16 protein-coding genes, 3 tRNA genes and 1 pseudogene are annotated in these 12,952 nt (G+C 71.5%); 7 read left to right on the forward strand and 13 right to left on the reverse strand.

The features are described 5' to 3' along the window. Positions 1-34 precede the first annotated feature (34 nt). Both ACIA8R_RS10410 and ACIA8R_RS10415 read left to right on the forward strand, forming a co-directional pair. Positions 35-268 carry an Lrp/AsnC family transcriptional regulator gene (locus tag ACIA8R_RS10410; protein WP_125637145.1) on the forward strand — a complete coding sequence of 78 codons (234 nt, stop codon included), beginning with the start codon at positions 35-37 and terminating at the stop codon, positions 266-268. 21 nt (positions 269-289) lie between these two features. Then, positions 290-724: a DUF3515 domain-containing protein gene (locus ACIA8R_RS10415; protein ID WP_357697683.1), complete on the forward strand. Its 435-nt coding sequence runs from the start codon at positions 290-292 to the stop codon at positions 722-724. On the opposite strand, the gene ACIA8R_RS10420 is transcribed toward ACIA8R_RS10415, so the two are convergent. The 3 genes from ACIA8R_RS10420 to ACIA8R_RS10430 form a co-directional block, all read right to left on the reverse strand. Beyond that, positions 707-1,801 carry a D-alanine--D-alanine ligase family protein gene (locus tag ACIA8R_RS10420; RefSeq protein ID WP_364085029.1) on the reverse strand — a complete coding sequence of 365 codons (1,095 nt, stop codon included), beginning with the start codon at positions 1,799-1,801 and terminating at the stop codon, positions 707-709. The two genes, ACIA8R_RS10415 and ACIA8R_RS10420, sit on opposite strands and share 18 nt — an antisense overlap. A 62-nt stretch (positions 1,802-1,863) precedes the next feature. After that, positions 1,864-2,874 (reverse strand): NAD(P)H-dependent glycerol-3-phosphate dehydrogenase, encoded by a 1,011-nt coding sequence (locus ACIA8R_RS10425; protein ID WP_357697679.1) that lies wholly within the window; start codon positions 2,872-2,874, stop codon positions 1,864-1,866. 4 nt (positions 2,875-2,878) lie between these two features. After that, the gene (locus ACIA8R_RS10430) at positions 2,879-3,535 is read right to left on the reverse strand and encodes a lysophospholipid acyltransferase family protein (RefSeq protein WP_364085032.1); all 657 of its coding nucleotides are present in this window, start codon (positions 3,533-3,535) and stop codon (positions 2,879-2,881) included. A gap of 134 nt (positions 3,536-3,669) precedes the next feature. Here ACIA8R_RS10430 and cofC point away from each other — a divergent pair, with 134 nt between their 5' ends. Both cofC and ACIA8R_RS10440 read left to right on the forward strand, forming a co-directional pair. Further along, a complete protein-coding gene (cofC, locus tag ACIA8R_RS10435) occupies positions 3,670-4,305 on the forward strand; it encodes a 2-phospho-L-lactate guanylyltransferase (RefSeq protein ID WP_357697675.1) in 636 nt (211 codons plus the stop codon). A 53-nt stretch (positions 4,306-4,358) separates the two neighbouring features. After that, positions 4,359-4,568, forward strand: coding sequence for a hypothetical protein (locus ACIA8R_RS10440; protein ID WP_357697673.1), 210 nt, complete (start codon positions 4,359-4,361; stop codon positions 4,566-4,568). 65 nt (positions 4,569-4,633) lie between these two features. Here ACIA8R_RS10440 and ACIA8R_RS10445 read toward each other — a convergent pair whose 3' ends face one another. From ACIA8R_RS10445 to leuC, 4 genes are all read right to left on the reverse strand, one after another. Next, positions 4,634-4,933, reverse strand: coding sequence for an HU family DNA-binding protein (locus ACIA8R_RS10445; protein WP_125637152.1), 300 nt, complete (start codon positions 4,931-4,933; stop codon positions 4,634-4,636). Positions 4,934-5,032: 99 nt separating this feature from the next. Continuing rightward, the gene (locus ACIA8R_RS10450; protein WP_364085037.1) at positions 5,033-5,260 is read right to left on the reverse strand and encodes a hypothetical protein; all 228 of its coding nucleotides are present in this window, start codon (positions 5,258-5,260) and stop codon (positions 5,033-5,035) included. Then, positions 5,239-5,826, reverse strand: coding sequence for a 3-isopropylmalate dehydratase small subunit (leuD, locus tag ACIA8R_RS10455; RefSeq protein ID WP_357697668.1), 588 nt, complete (start codon positions 5,824-5,826; stop codon positions 5,239-5,241). The genes ACIA8R_RS10450 and leuD overlap by 22 nt, the downstream gene beginning before the upstream one ends. A 12-nt stretch (positions 5,827-5,838) precedes the next feature. Next, entirely contained in the window at positions 5,839-7,224 is a 1,386-nt protein-coding gene (leuC, locus tag ACIA8R_RS10460; RefSeq protein ID WP_397037779.1) for a 3-isopropylmalate dehydratase large subunit, read from the reverse strand. A gap of 63 nt (positions 7,225-7,287) precedes the next feature. Between leuC and ACIA8R_RS10465 the strand changes: the two genes are divergently transcribed. Together ACIA8R_RS10465 and ACIA8R_RS10470 are read left to right on the forward strand one after the other, a co-directional pair. Then, on the forward strand, positions 7,288-8,004 hold the full coding sequence (locus ACIA8R_RS10465) for an IclR family transcriptional regulator (protein WP_357697664.1): 717 nt from the start codon (positions 7,288-7,290) through the stop codon (positions 8,002-8,004). A gap of 58 nt (positions 8,005-8,062) precedes the next feature. Continuing rightward, complete coding sequence (locus ACIA8R_RS10470; RefSeq protein ID WP_397037782.1) at positions 8,063-9,775, forward strand: hypothetical protein; 1,713 nt, start codon at positions 8,063-8,065, stop codon at positions 9,773-9,775. A gap of 118 nt (positions 9,776-9,893) precedes the next feature. Here the strand turns inward: ACIA8R_RS10470 and ACIA8R_RS10475 are convergent. The 5 genes and pseudogenes from ACIA8R_RS10475 to ACIA8R_RS10495 all read right to left on the reverse strand — a co-directional run bounded on the left by ACIA8R_RS10475 (position 9,894) and on the right by ACIA8R_RS10495 (position 11,420). Further along, positions 9,894-9,966, reverse strand: a tRNA-Glu gene (locus ACIA8R_RS10475). Positions 9,967-9,985: 19 nt separating this feature from the next. Next, positions 9,986-10,061: transfer RNA gene (locus ACIA8R_RS10480), tRNA-Glu, on the reverse strand. Between the two features lie 82 nt (positions 10,062-10,143). After that, entirely contained in the window at positions 10,144-10,722 is a 579-nt protein-coding gene (locus ACIA8R_RS10485; protein ID WP_397037783.1) for a hypothetical protein, read from the reverse strand. 13 nt (positions 10,723-10,735) lie between these two features. Next, positions 10,736-11,235, reverse strand: a pseudogene (locus ACIA8R_RS10490) (response regulator transcription factor). Beyond that, positions 11,232-11,420, reverse strand: a complete 189-nt coding sequence (locus ACIA8R_RS10495; protein WP_397037785.1) for a hypothetical protein — start codon at positions 11,418-11,420, stop codon at positions 11,232-11,234. The pseudogene ACIA8R_RS10490 and the gene ACIA8R_RS10495 overlap by 4 nt, the downstream one beginning before the upstream one ends. A 471-nt stretch (positions 11,421-11,891) precedes the next feature. Here ACIA8R_RS10495 and ACIA8R_RS10500 point away from each other — a divergent pair, with 471 nt between their 5' ends. Continuing rightward, the gene (locus ACIA8R_RS10500; protein ID WP_397037787.1) at positions 11,892-12,734 is read left to right on the forward strand and encodes an alpha/beta fold hydrolase; all 843 of its coding nucleotides are present in this window, start codon (positions 11,892-11,894) and stop codon (positions 12,732-12,734) included. 59 nt (positions 12,735-12,793) lie between these two features. On the opposite strand, the gene ACIA8R_RS10505 is transcribed toward ACIA8R_RS10500, so the two are convergent. Then, positions 12,794-12,865, reverse strand: a tRNA-Gln gene (locus ACIA8R_RS10505). Between the last annotated feature and the right edge of the window lie 87 nt (positions 12,866-12,952).

Here is a 12,952-nt window from a genome sequence, read left to right on the forward strand (position 1 = left end):
CCTTCGGCGTGATCCAATCGCCCGGGAGGACGTGATGGTGCAGGCCTACATCCTTATTCAGACCGAGGTCGGCAAGGCCGCCGCCGTTGCCGAGGAGATCTCCGGAATTCCGGGGGTCACCCAGGCGGAAGACGTGACGGGGCCCTACGACGTGATCGTCCGCGCGGAGGCGCGCAACGTCGACGAGCTGGGCAAGCTGGTCGTGGCACAGATTCAGGCGGTGGAGGGGATCACGCGTACTCTTACGTGTCCGATCGTTCATATCTGACACATTCGAGGTTCGGGTTCCATGCGCGCCGCCGCTGTTCTGCTTCTTCTTCTCGCACTCGCCGGCTGCGGCGGCGCCGTACAGGTCGATCCGCCCAAGCCTTCGGGGGAGGCGGCGGCGGCCTGTGACAGGCTCGCTTCCCTGCTGCCCAAGACGCTCGACGGCGCCGAGCGCGGCGTGTCGGAGCCGGCCTCGCCGTACGTGGCGGTCTGGGGGGAGTCGTCCATCGCGTTGCGCTGCGGCGTGCCGCGGCCTGCCCGGATGGCGCCGACCGACCAGCTCCAGGAGATCAACGGGGTGGGCTGGTTCGCCGACCCGGACAAGCCCATCCTGTTCACCGCCGTGGCCGCGCCCACGTACGTGGAGGTCACGGCCGGCGGCGACCACTCGGCGCCCGACGTGCTCGCGCAGCTGTCGGGGCCGATCGGGCGGGCGCTCTCAACGCAGTCCGGCTGAGCGCGACAGCGCGAGCTGGATCAGCCGGTCGACCAGCGCCGGGTAGGACACCCCCGAGGCCGCCCAGAGCTGCGGCGCGACCGACAGCGAGGTGAACCCGGGCATCGTGTTGATCTCGTTGAAGACCAGCCGACCGTCGGGCGTGTAGAAGAAGTCGACCCTGGACAGGCCCTCGCAGTCGAGCGCCTCGAAGGCCCGTACGGCCATCGCGCGCAGCTCTTCGGCGGTCTCGGCCGGGATGTCGGCGGGCACGGTGAGCGACATCTGGTCGGGGTAGTACTTGGCCTCGAAGTCGAAGAACTCCTGGCCGCCCTCGACCTTGACCTCGCCGGGGATCGACGCGGCGGCGGGCTCGTCGCCGAGCGACTCCAGCACCGCGCACTCGATCTCGCGGCCCTCGATCGCGGCCTCGATGAGCACCTTGGGGTCGTGCAGCCTGGCGGACTCGACGGCCGACTCCAGCTCGGCGCGGTCGTGGGCCTTGGAGATGCCCTGCGAGGAGCCGGCCCGGGCGGGCTTGACGAACACCGGGAAGCCGAGCTCCTCGGCCTCCTTCAGCACGCACTCGCGGTTGAGCCGCCAGTCGCGGTCGCGGACGACGACGTATCGGCCGATCGGCAGCCCGGCGGCGGCCATCACGGTCTTCATGTGGGCCTTGTCCATGCCGACGGCGCTGGCCAGCACGCCGGAGCCGACGTAGCGGACGCCGGCCATCTCCAGCAGGCCCTGGATGGTGCCGTCCTCGGCGAACGGGCCGTGCATGACGGGGAAGACCACGTCGACCGAGCCGAGCTCGACCGGGATGCTGCCGGGGTCGTAGGCGACCAGCCCGGTGCCGCCGCTGGGCAGCGCGAGCGCGGCGCCCGAGGTGTCGACCTCGGGCAGTTGCCCGGCCTCGATGGCGAACCGCTGGTCGGACGCGGCGAGCACCCACCTGCCGTCCTGGGCGATCCCGACGGGGATCACCTCGTACTTACTCCTGTCGATCACATCCAGCACGCTGCCCGCGCCCATGAGGGACACGGCATGCTCAGAATTGCGACCTCCGAAAACGACGGCGACGCGTGGCTTGCTCATGACGTCCGAATCTACCGGGGTGTCCCCCTGACAGCGAGTCGAGCGCGCGGTGACGTCCGGATTCACACGCCGTACCGTTCGGGTTTGGGCGAGCGGGACATGAGCAGCATGCCCGCCTCCGACGGCGACATGCCGTCGTGCACGACCCCGACGACGACCTCGGTGATCGGCATCTCGACGTCGTGCTTCCTGGCCAGTTCGAGGACGGACTCGCAGGACTTCACGCCCTCGGCGGTCTGCTTGGTGGCGGCGACGACCTCGGCGAGGGTCATGCCGCGGCCCAGGTTCTCGCCGAAGGTGCGGTTGCGCGACAGCGGCGAGGTGCAGGTGGCCACCAGGTCGCCCATGCCGGCCAGGCCGGCGAAGGTGTGGGGGTCGGCGCCGAGCGCGGCGCCCAGGCGGGAGATCTCGGCCAGGCCCCTGGTGATGAGCATGGCGCTGACGTTGTCGCCCATGCCCATGCCCGCCGAGACGCCCACGGCCAGCGCGATCACGTTCTTCACCGCGCCGCCCAGCTCGACCCCGACCACGTCGGTGTTGGTGTACGGCCGGAACCACGGCGGCAGGTGACAGGCCGCCTGGAGGCGTTCGGCGACCGACTCGTCGGTGCAGGCGACGACCGTGGCGGCGGGCTGCCGGTGGGCGATCTCCTTGGCCAGGTTGGGGCCGGACACCACCGCGACCCGCTCCTCGGGCACCTCGGCGACCTCGCGGATCACCTCGCTCATGCGCTTGGTCGTGCCGAGCTCGACGCCCTTCATGAGGCTGACCAGGACCGCTCCGGACGGGATGTGCTCGCGCCAGGCGGTCAGGTTGGGCCGCAACATCTGCGAGGGCACGGCGAGCACCACGAAGTCGGCGCCGTCGAGCGCGCGCACCGGGTCGGTGGTGGCGCGCAGGGCCTCGGGCAGCGTCACGCCGGGCAGGTAGTCGGGGTTGGCGTGGTCCTTGTCGATCGCCTCGACCAGCTCGGGCCTGCGCCCCCACAGCGTCACCTCGTTGCCCGCCTCGGCGAGGACCATGGCGAACGTGGTGCCCCACGAACCCGTGCCGAAAACGGCTGCCTTTGTCATGCCATCACCGCCTGGCGGGGTCGTAGGGAGTTTCGGGGGCCTTCTCGCCGCGCAGCTCGGTCAGTTGCTCGGTGATGGCCGCCATGATGTCGGCGGTCGCCTCCCGCAGCACACTGGCCCGCAGGGGCTGCCCCTCGTACTTGGACAGGTCGACCGGTGGGCCGACGGTCACGTGGAAGGTCTTGCGCGGGAACAGCCTGGGCTTCTTCGCGCCGTACGGGAGCAGCTCCTGGGCGCCCCAGTGGGCGACGGGGATGACCTGCACGCCGCTCTCCAGCGCCAGCCGGGCCGCGCCGGTCTTGCCCACCATGGGCCACAGGTCGGGATCGCGGGTGCAGGTGCCCTCGGGGTAGAACAGGATGGCGGCGCCGTCGCGCAGCCGCTGGGCCGAGGAGCTGAGCGACCTGGCCGCCTCGCTGCTGCCCCGCTCGACGGGGATGGCCAGCAGGCCGTTGAGCGCCGGGCCCAGGAAGGGCACCTTGAACAGCGCGGCCTTGGCCAGGATGACGGGCCAGCGGCCGTTGTTGAACAGGAAGTGCGACAGCAGGACGGGATCGGTCCAGGACAGGTGGTTGGCCGCGATGATGATGCCGCCGGTGCGCGGGAGACGCTCGCCGTTGCGCCAGTCCCTCTTGACCAGGAGCGTCGACAGCGGCTTCACCACCGCTACGGCGAATGACTCCCAGAAACGCGAAGGTCGCGTGGGGCGGCTCATGCTCTCCTCCAACCCGTACGGTATTCGCCCCAAGTCTCCCGGTTGGCCGCGTGGGATGTCGAGGCGAGATGCTTAAGCCTATGAGCAACCGCTGGTCTCTGGTCATTCCGGTGAAGACGCTGGTCGCGGCGAAGACCCGGCTGGCCGCCGCCACGGGGCCGCATCGTACGCGGCTGGCCGTGGCCGTAGCCTGCGACACCGTGGCGGCGGCGCTGGCGTGCCCGATGGTGGCGCGGGTGGTCGTGGTGACCGCCGATCCGGCCGCGGCGGGGCCGCTGGGGGCGCTGGGGGCGGAGGTGGTGCACGATCCCGACCGAGGGCTCAACACCGCGCTGCGCACGGGCGCGGCCCATGCCGTACGCGTCGCTCCCGGTGACGCGGTGGGCGCCCTCCAGGCCGACCTGCCGGCGCTGCGACCGGCCGAGCTGGCGACGGCGCTGACGGCGGCGGCCGAGTTCGACCAGTCGTTCGTGCCGGACGCGCAGGAGGTCGGCACGACGTTCTACGGCGTTCTTCCCGGCCGGCCGTTCACGCCGCGGTTCGGCGGCGAGTCGCGGGCCAAGCACCTGGGCGGCGGCGCGAAGGAGTTGTGCCCGCCGGGGATCGACTCGCTCCGGCGGGACGTGGACACCCCCGACGACCTGCGCGCGGCCCTCGTCCTGGGGCTGGGCCGGCACACGGCGGCGGTGGTCGCCGACCTGTGGCCGGACGCGTGATCCTCCGGGCCGCCTCTCGCCCGCCGGGCGGCGATCGGCTTAGGCTGGTCGGCGTGCAGGCGACGGTACGCAGCTTCGACGAGGTCACCCGTTCCGGCTCGGTCTTCCTCGACGACGGGACGGTGCTGGAGTTCGGCACGCGCGCCTTCGACGCGGGGCCGCTGCGGCTGCTGCGCACGGGGCAGCGGGTGAATCTCGCCACCGACGGCGGGGAGATCACCTACATCACGCTGTCGACGTTCCCGATTCCCGCGCCCGAATGACGACGCGGTCCCGGAAAACAGCGAACGCCCGGGCGTGGGCCGCCCGGGCGTGATGTCCGCTGAGACTATTTCTTCTTGCCGACCTGCTTGCCGCCCTCGTTCACCAGGTCCTTGAATTCAGAGCCGGGACGGAACTTGGGCGCCCAGCTCTCGGCGACCTTGATCTCGGCGCCGGTCGACGGGTTCCTGGCAGTGCGGGCGGGCTTGTTCACCATCTCGAACGCGCCGAAGCCCGTGATGGAGACCTTGTCCCCGCTCGCCACAGCCTTCTGGATGGCCTCGATGACCGCGTTGACGGCCTCGGTGGCCGTCCTTTTGTCGCCCACCCGATCGGTGATGGCGTCGACGAGCTCTCGCTTGTTCATGAAAGTCCTGCTCCCCCAGTGACGGCTCGGGGTTCCAGCTCTCGAGTTCGACGTAGAAACCCCTTACGCGCTCGAAAGTAGGCGGGATCGCGGGGGAACTCAATCACCCTGCGTGTTTTTCCCCTCGCGTGGCGTGTCGAGAGCGCTCAAAAAGGCGTCGAGGCGGGCGGCCGCCCTTTCCGGATCGCGCTTGGCGAGATCACAGATGGACAGGTAGCGGCGGGCCGCCCGTTCCTTGTCGGCGGCGGGGAGCATGCGGACGCGGCGGTGCGCCTCGCGCAACCGCCGCGCCAGTCGGTCGTCCTCTAGACGGTCGTCGGCAGCCATGGCTGCCGACCATTCTCGTACGTGGCCACATCGTCGGCGTGACGCAGGGTCAGCCCGATGTCGTCCAGGCCTTCGGTGAGCCGCCAGCGGGTGTAGTCGTCGATCTCGAACGGCACGACCTCGCCGGCCCAGCGGACCTGACGTTCCAGCAGGTCGACGGTCACCTGGAGCTTGGGGTCGGCCTCGACGGCGGCCTGCAGGGCCTCGACCTTCTCGCCGGGCAGGACGACCGGCAGCAGGCCCATCTTGGTGGAGTTGTTGCGGAAGATGTCGCCGAAGCGGGCGGCGATCACGGCGCGGAAGCCGTACTGCTGCAGGGCCCACACGGCGTGCTCGCGGGAGGAGCCGGTGCCGAAGTCGGGGCCGGAGACCAGGATCGAGCCGCCCTCGTAGGACGGGTCGTTCAGGACGAACGTCGGGTCCTCGCGCCAGGCGGCGAACAGGCCCTTCTCGAAGCCGGTGCGGCTGACCTGCTTGAGCCAGACGGCCGGGATGATCTGGTCGGTGTCGACGTTGCTGCGGCGCAGCGGCACCGCCGTACCGGTGTGGGTGGTGAAGGCGTCCATCGGTCGTTCTCCTTACAGGTCGGCGGGGGCGGTCAGGCGGCCGGTGACGGCGGTCGCGGCGGCGACCTGCGGCGACACCAGGTGGGTGCGTCCGCCCTTGCCCTGGCGGCCCTCGAAGTTGCGGTTGGAGGTGGAGGCGCTGCGCTCGCCGGGCTGGAGCGTGTCGGGGTTCATGCCGAGGCACATCGAGCAGCCGGCCTCGCGCCACTCGGCGCCGGCGGCCTTGAACACCTCGTGCAGGCCCTCCTGCTCGGCCTGGAGCTTGACCAGCATCGAGCCGGGCACGATCAGCGTGCGGGTGCGGACCTGGCGGCCGCGCAGGATCTCGGCGGCCGAGCGCAGGTCCTCGATGCGGCCGTTGGTGCACGAGCCGACGAACACGGTGTCGACCTCGATCTCGCGCAGCGGCGTGCCCGCGGTCAGGCCCATGTACTCCAGCGCGCGCTCGGCGGCCGAGCGCGCGACCGGGTCGGCGAAGCTGTCGGGGCTGGGCACGGACTCGCCCAGCGGCAGGCCCTGGCCGGGGTTGGTGCCCCACGTGACGTACGGGGTCAGGGTCGTGGCGTCGATCTCCACGACCTTGTCGAACACGGCGTCGTCGTCGGTGCGCAGCGACTTCCAGTACTCGACGGCCTGGTCCCACAGCTCGCCCTTGGGGGCGTGCTGGCGGTCCTTGAGGTAGGCGAAGGTGGTCTCGTCCGGGGCGATCACGCCGGCGCGGGCGCCCGCCTCGATGGACATGTTGCAGACGGTCATGCGGCCCTCCATGGAGAGCTTGCGCACGGCCTCGCCGCGGTACTCGACGATGTAGCCCTGGCCGCCGCCGGTGCCGATCTTGGCGATGATCGCCAGGATCAGGTCCTTGGCCGTGACGCCGGCGGGCAGCTCGCCCGAGACCTCGATGGCCATCGTCTTCGGCCGGTAGGCGGGCAGCGTCTGGGTGGCCAGGACGTGCTCGACCTCGGAGGTGCCGATGCCGAACGCGATGCCGCCGAAGGCGCCGTGGGTGGAGGTGTGCGAGTCGCCGCACACGATCGTCATGCCCGGCTGGGTCAGGCCGAACTGCGGGCCGATGATGTGCACCACGCCCTGGCCGGCGTCGCCCATCGGGTGCAGCCTGATGCCGAACTCGGCGGCGTTCTTGCGCAGCGTCTCGACCTGGGCCTTGGAGACGGGGTCGGAGATCGGGCCGAGGACGGTCGGAACGTTGTGGTCCTCGGTGGCGATGGTGAGATCGGGCCTGCGCACCTTCCGGCCGGCGAGACGGAGTCCGTCGAACGCCTGCGGACTGGTCACCTCGTGAATGAGGTGCAGGTCGATGTAGAGCAGGTCGGGTTCGCCCTCCGCACGGCGGACGACGTGCTGCTCCCAGACCTTCTCGGCCAGTGTGCGGCCCATGATCTCCTCCTTGAGATTGCCTCCGACTTGCTTTCTCATATGTCGAGACGGCAGTATCGGTGTATGGACAACTCTAGCGGAGTCGGAGTACTCGACAAGGCCGTTCTTGTACTCAATGCCCTCGAAGCGGGTCCCGCTTCCCTGGCTCAGCTCGTCCAGGCCACCGGCCTGGCCCGCCCCACGGCCCACCGGCTGGCCGTCGCACTTGAGCACCACCGCATCGTGAGCCGCGACACGCAGGGCCGATTCGTGCTCGGGCCGCGGCTGTCGGAGTTGTCCACGGCGGCCGGCGAGGACCGGCTGCTCGCGGTGGCCTCGCCCGTGCTGACGCAGCTGCGCGACCTGACCGGCGAGAGCGCGCAACTCTACCGGCGCCAGGGTGACGAGCGGGTCTGCGTGGCGGCGGCCGAGCGGGCCAGCGGCCTGCGCGACACCGTCCCGGTGGGCTCTGCGCTGCCGATGACGGCGGGCTCGGCGGCCCAGATCCTGCTGGCCTGGGAGGAGCCGGACCGGCTGCACAGGGGCCTGCGCGGCGCCAAGTTCACCGCCGCCACCCTCGCCTCCGTACGGCGCCGCGGATGGGCCCACAGCGTCGGCGAGCGGGAGCAGGGGGTGGCCAGCGTGTCCGCCCCCATAAGGGGCAGCGGAGGCAAGGTGATCGCCGCCGTCTCGGTCTCCGGGCCCATCGAGCGGCTCACCAGAGCGCCCGGCCGGCTGCACGCCGTACCCGTCATGGCGGCCGCAGAACGCATCACCGAGGCCATGCGCCGCACGTCATGATCGGCGAAAGCTCGTATTTCGGGGGCCGACTGCCTCGTGGGCGCACTAGCCTGAGTGCGTGACAGATCGCATCGAGGTAGCCGCCACTGAGCTGCGACCCCTGCTCGAAGAGTTCATCATGTGGGCGCGCTCCAACGCGCCCGGAAGCGACCCCGAGCTCGTGGGGCCTGCCGCACTCTGGCACCGTCTCGCCTTCTCGCAGGACCTCGGCACGTGGAAGCGTGCCGACCTGCGCAACCTGCTGCTCGACCGCATGCCGAAGGTCGTGGAGGATCCCGACGCCGCCGCCGACGGCATGCTGCCCGCCGTCGACGCGTACCTGACGTTCCTCTCCCAGACCGGCAGGCTCGCCAAGGGCTCCGACACCCTCGCCGATCTGCAGGCCGAGCTCGACGACGTCGAGGACGAGTTCGTCGAGCTCATGGAGGAGCTGCTCGACGACGACGGCGCGGGTGACGACGAGGACGAGACCGGCGACCTGGGCGACTTCGAGGCGTTCGCCGACGAGCTGGCCGAGCTCGACACGATCAGGCTGCGGCCCGACTCCGAGCTGGCCGCGGCCGCCCGCCAGGCGCCGCTGGTCGGCAAGGCCCGCGACCTGGCGCTGTGGGTGGGCTCCGGCCGCCGCGTCGGCGAGGACACCCTGCTCACCGACGCCGAGGTGGAGGAGGCGCTGGCCGTCGTCGGCCTGCCCAGGCCCGAGACCGACGGCCCGGTGGCCGAGGCGGTCCCGCAGCTCTGGAACATCTGGAACCTCGCCGTCGACCTGGAGTTCCTCGAACCGGGCGAGGGCAACACCGTGGCCGTCCAGGACGACACCTCCGAGTGGCCGTTCGACGACGACGAGGACGTCCTCGACGCCTGGATGCTCGGCCTGCACTCCGTCGACTACGGCGACCCCGAGCTCGACGACGACGACCTGACGATGGCGCTGGCCGGCCTGACCCGGGGCCTGCTGGTCAGGCTGCTGCTGGCCGGCGGCTCGCGCGAGCGCGACGACCTGGCCCGCGAGCTGGCCGAGGCCGCCGCCGACCTCGACGAGCTGGGCGGCGACGCCTGGGAGGCGGCCGGCGACCCGCTGGCCCCCGCCATCGACTGGCTGGTCGGCTACGGCATGATCGAGGTCGAGGGCGTCACCGTGCGTCTCACCCCGCTGGGCACCGAGGGCGTCGTCCACCTGGTCGACGACGCCGACATCGAGGTCGACGCCCGGCCCGCGATCGAGTCGATGAGCGCCCACGAGCTGCTCGCACTGAGCGCCGAGCTGCCCGAGGACGAGGCCGACGCCGAGTTCGCGGCCTGGATGCGGCTCAGGGAGCCGGCCAAGGCCGCCGAGGAGCTGCTCGACGCCGCCGCCGAGGACGAGAGCGACGCCCTGATCCGGGTGCAGGCCGCCAGCGTGGTCGGCACACTGGGCGAGGCCGCCGTCCCGGCCTGGCAGGAGGCGCTCAAGCAGCCGTCGCTGCGGCCGTACGCGGCGACGCACCTGAGCCAGCTGGAGATCGAGGGGGCGCCCGAGCCCACCCAGGACGACACCCACTGGCTGATCCTCGACATGTGGACGATCTCGGCCGGGCTGGGGCGTTCCGAGTTCGTCAGCAGCCTGCAGGACATCGGCCCCGACATGGTCAACGGGCTGCTCGAAGTGATCTGGAAGATCCCGCACGCGCACGTGGAGGAGCTGCTCGACCTGATCTCGCAGGTCCACCCCGACAAGCAGGTCGCCAAGGCGGCCCGCCGTGCCCTGTTCAAGGCCCGCTCCTCGGCCTGACCCCGCTACGGCCAGGGCTCCACGCGATCGGCGTGGGGCCCTGTTCCCGTTCGGAGGCGGGCCCGTGCAACGCAAAAACGCCCCGGTGCTTGACGCACCGGAGCGTTTTGAGTGAACGTAGTCCCGACCGGATTCGAACCGGCGCTACCGCCTTGAGAGGGCGGCGTCCTGGGCCACTAGACGACGGGACCTTCGCTCAGCTTGTGACAGTGGTAGTCCCGACCGGATTCGAACCGGCGCTACCGCCTTGAGAGGGCGGCGTCCTGGGCCACTAGACGACGGGACCCTGTTCACAAGCTGGTGTGCCGGGTCTCCCCGGCGACGCAGGTAACTCTACCGCACCCCGCAGACCACAACCAACCCGCTTGTCAGCGCATGAGATCAGGCCGGTGGCGGCGGACCCAGTCGCCCATCGGCCCCCGTTCCCACAGCGGGTCGATCTCGCCGAGCGGGATCGCCACCTCGGGCCGTCCGGTGACGGGGTCGACGGGCACCCGGGCCAGGCGCTCGCGCATCCACTGCGGCGCCCGCGGCGGGAGCGTGCGCTCGCCCCACCCGACCAGCCCCACCGAGCGCAGGGCCTGGACGCGTACGCGGACGCCGCCGGGCCGGCCCAGGAGCCGGGGGTCGGCCGGCCGGGTGTCCACCACGCCGATCCGGGCGATGTCGGGCCAGCGCAGCCGCACCCTGAAGCCGCGGGCGTCGGCCAGCTCCACGCCCTCCGGCGAGAAGCGCACGACCGTGCCCGCGACCAGCCGGCGGTGCTTGACGACGAGCACGCCGGTCAGGGCCGCCGTGGCGAGCGCGCCGAGCACGACGCCCAGCGCCGAGCTGCCGGTGAAGATGGCCCCGAGCAGCAGGCAGACGGCGAAGAAGAGCGCCAGCGGCGCGGCGAACGGGGCGACGAAACGGGCAAGGCCGCCCTCGCGCATGCGGAATTCGTCCATGAGGCGAGGGAGGCTACCCGCCGAGCAGCCCGCGGCGGAAGGCCACGGCGGCGGCGCGGTCGCGGACGTCGAGCTTGGCGTAGGCGTGCAGCAGGTGCGTCTTGACGCTGGCCTCGCTGATGAACAGCTCGGCCGCCGCCTGCCGGTTGGTCGCTCCCCCGGCCACCAGCCGCAGCACCTCCAGCTCACGTCTGCTCAGGTCGCCCCGCCTCGGCCTGCGCACGTGGTCGGCCAGCCGTCCGGCCACGGCGGGGACAGGACGTCGGTGTCGAACGTCGTGAGCACCAGCACCCGCGGCCCGCTCCCGCTCAGCTGCCTGATCGCGGCCAGGCCGTCCATGCCGGGCATGCGCAGGTCCATGAGGACGACGTCGGGCCGCAGCTCGGCCGCCAGCCGGACGGCCTGGGCGCCGTCGGCCGCCTCGCCCACGATCTCCATGCCGGGCTCGGCGCCCAGGGCGGCGCGCAGGCCGTCCCGGACGATCGGGTGGTCGTCCACGATGAGCAGTCTCACGGTCGTTCGCCTTCCGCGGGTATGACGGGTACGGCCGCGGCCACGGCGCTCCCCCGGCCCGGCTCGGACTCGACCTCCCGCGTGCCACCCACCGCGCGGGCCCGCCGGCGCATGCCTTCCACCCCGAAGCCCTCAGCAGCCTCCTGCGGAACGAAACCGCGCCCGTCGTCACGGATGTCGAGCATGACGACTTCGTCCGTGTACGACAGGGTGAGGGCCGTCCTGGTGGCATCGGCGTGCTTGGCTGGCGGCGGCGGTCGGCCTCGGCGGTGAGCGTCACGCCCGCCGTCACCAGGCGGGTCGGCAGCAGGGCGACGGCCAGGGGGTAGCCGAGCGAGGCGAACACGACGAGGGCCGGGTTGCCCGCCACCAGCGCGCCCGCGAGGCCCATGAGCAGCACGTAGTACGGGACGACGAGAACGGCCTGCCGGTGCCGCCGGGAATGCAGCCACGGGACGGCGGCGGCGGCCACGGAGATCGCCAGCAACCCGTAGCCGAGCGCGACGTGGAGCAGACGCTCACGTCCTGGTGCCCGGCTCACGCCTCCAGCCCGGCACGCCGCCCGGGTCAACCGATCGGTGGATGGGCGGACTCAGCCGTACGGACCGCCGGACGGGCGATGTGCAGGCCCTGCCGGCCTGGGCGAACATCGGCCCATGAGCGATCGAGAGAGCGGATCCCGGCCCGGCCGGGTGACCACGTTCGTGTTCGTCACCGGGGCCGGCGGCGTGGCACAGGGAGATCCGGAGCTGACGCTGCGCGGGCACCGGACCGTGGGCGTGGAGCTGCCGGGGCACCTGCCCGCCGAGCAGTTCAGCCGCGCCTACCAGGCCCCGCAGGACCCGGCGGCGCTGGCCACCGCGCCCTCGCCGGTGTCCGGGGTGGCCCTGGACGACTACGTCGAGGCCACGGTGAACGTCGTGCGCAGGGTCGCCGCGTACGGCCCGGTGGTCCTGGTGGGCGGGAGCCTCGGCGGAGCGGCGGTCACCAAGGCCGCCGACGAGGTCCCCCACCTGCTCGACCGGCTGGTCCACGACACGGCCTTCTGCTGCACGCGGCTGCGCTCGCCGGCCGAGTACCTGGAGACACCCGAGGCCGCCACGAGCCTGGCGAAGGGGCTGGTGGCCGGGTTGATCGGCGACCCCACGGCGCTCATGGCGGTGCGGATGAACTGGCGGACGTCCGACCCGGCGTTCCTGGCCGCGGCCAAGAAGGCGTTCATGGCCGCGGCGGCCGACGGCGAGTTCCTGGCGCTGCTCAACACGTTGCTGCCGGACGAGAGCCTGCTGGTCTCCGCCGCGGACGCGCGCGGCAGGACGGACGCCTGGGGGCGGGTGCCGCGGACGTACATCAGGCACACCCGGGACCGGATGATCAGGGAGGCGGACGCGGCCACCCCGGGCAACAGGTTCGAGGTGCGCACGGTCGACACCGGGCACGCGGCCACGGCCGCGGAGTACGGGAGGATCAGCGAGATCCTGGACGCCCTGGCGACCTGACGGGCCGCCGACACGAAAAAACGGACGTCTCTCAGGGAGACATCCGTTTCGGTGACTTGCTGGGGTACCAGGACTCGAACCTAGACTAACTGAACCAGAATCAGTCGTGCTGCCAATTACACCATACCCCACCGCTGCGAACCCCTTCGAGGAGCGCGCTTGGCGACGTCCGAAAGAATAGCCCAGCTCGGGGGGTAAGACCAAAACGATTGCCGAAG

This window comes from Nonomuraea sp. NPDC051191, assembly GCF_044455665.1.
Taxonomy (GTDB): Bacteria; Actinomycetota; Actinomycetes; order Streptosporangiales; family Streptosporangiaceae; genus Nonomuraea.

What these genes read in the sequence shown, in the direction of transcription:
- ACIA8R_RS10410 (WP_125637145.1), top strand. Translation starts at nt 35, where the DNA reads ATGGTGCAGGCCTACATCCTTATTCAGACCGAGGTCGGCAAGGCCGCC.
- ACIA8R_RS10415 (WP_357697683.1), top strand. Translation starts at nt 290, where the DNA reads ATGCGCGCCGCCGCTGTTCTGCTTCTTCTTCTCGCACTCGCCGGCTGC.
- ACIA8R_RS10420 (WP_364085029.1), bottom strand. Translation starts at nt 1,801, where the DNA reads ATGAGCAAGCCACGCGTCGCCGTCGTTTTCGGAGGTCGCAATTCTGAG.
- ACIA8R_RS10425 (WP_357697679.1), bottom strand. Translation starts at nt 2,874, where the DNA reads ATGACAAAGGCAGCCGTTTTCGGCACGGGTTCGTGGGGCACCACGTTC.
- cofC (WP_357697675.1), top strand. Translation starts at nt 3,670, where the DNA reads ATGAGCAACCGCTGGTCTCTGGTCATTCCGGTGAAGACGCTGGTCGCG.
- ACIA8R_RS10445 (WP_125637152.1), bottom strand. Translation starts at nt 4,933, where the DNA reads ATGAACAAGCGAGAGCTCGTCGACGCCATCACCGATCGGGTGGGCGAC.
- ACIA8R_RS10450 (WP_364085037.1), bottom strand. Translation starts at nt 5,260, where the DNA reads ATGGCTGCCGACGACCGTCTAGAGGACGACCGACTGGCGCGGCGGTTG.
- leuD (WP_357697668.1), bottom strand. Translation starts at nt 5,826, where the DNA reads ATGGACGCCTTCACCACCCACACCGGTACGGCGGTGCCGCTGCGCCGC.
- leuC (WP_397037779.1), bottom strand. Translation starts at nt 7,224, where the DNA reads ATGGGCCGCACACTGGCCGAGAAGGTCTGGGAGCAGCACGTCGTCCGC.
- ACIA8R_RS10465 (WP_357697664.1), top strand. Translation starts at nt 7,288, where the DNA reads ATGGACAACTCTAGCGGAGTCGGAGTACTCGACAAGGCCGTTCTTGTA.
- ACIA8R_RS10485 (WP_397037783.1), bottom strand. Translation starts at nt 10,722, where the DNA reads ATGGACGAATTCCGCATGCGCGAGGGCGGCCTTGCCCGTTTCGTCGCC.
- ACIA8R_RS10495 (WP_397037785.1), bottom strand. Translation starts at nt 11,420, where the DNA reads ATGCTCGACATCCGTGACGACGGGCGCGGTTTCGTTCCGCAGGAGGCT.
- ACIA8R_RS10500 (WP_397037787.1), top strand. Translation starts at nt 11,892, where the DNA reads ATGAGCGATCGAGAGAGCGGATCCCGGCCCGGCCGGGTGACCACGTTC.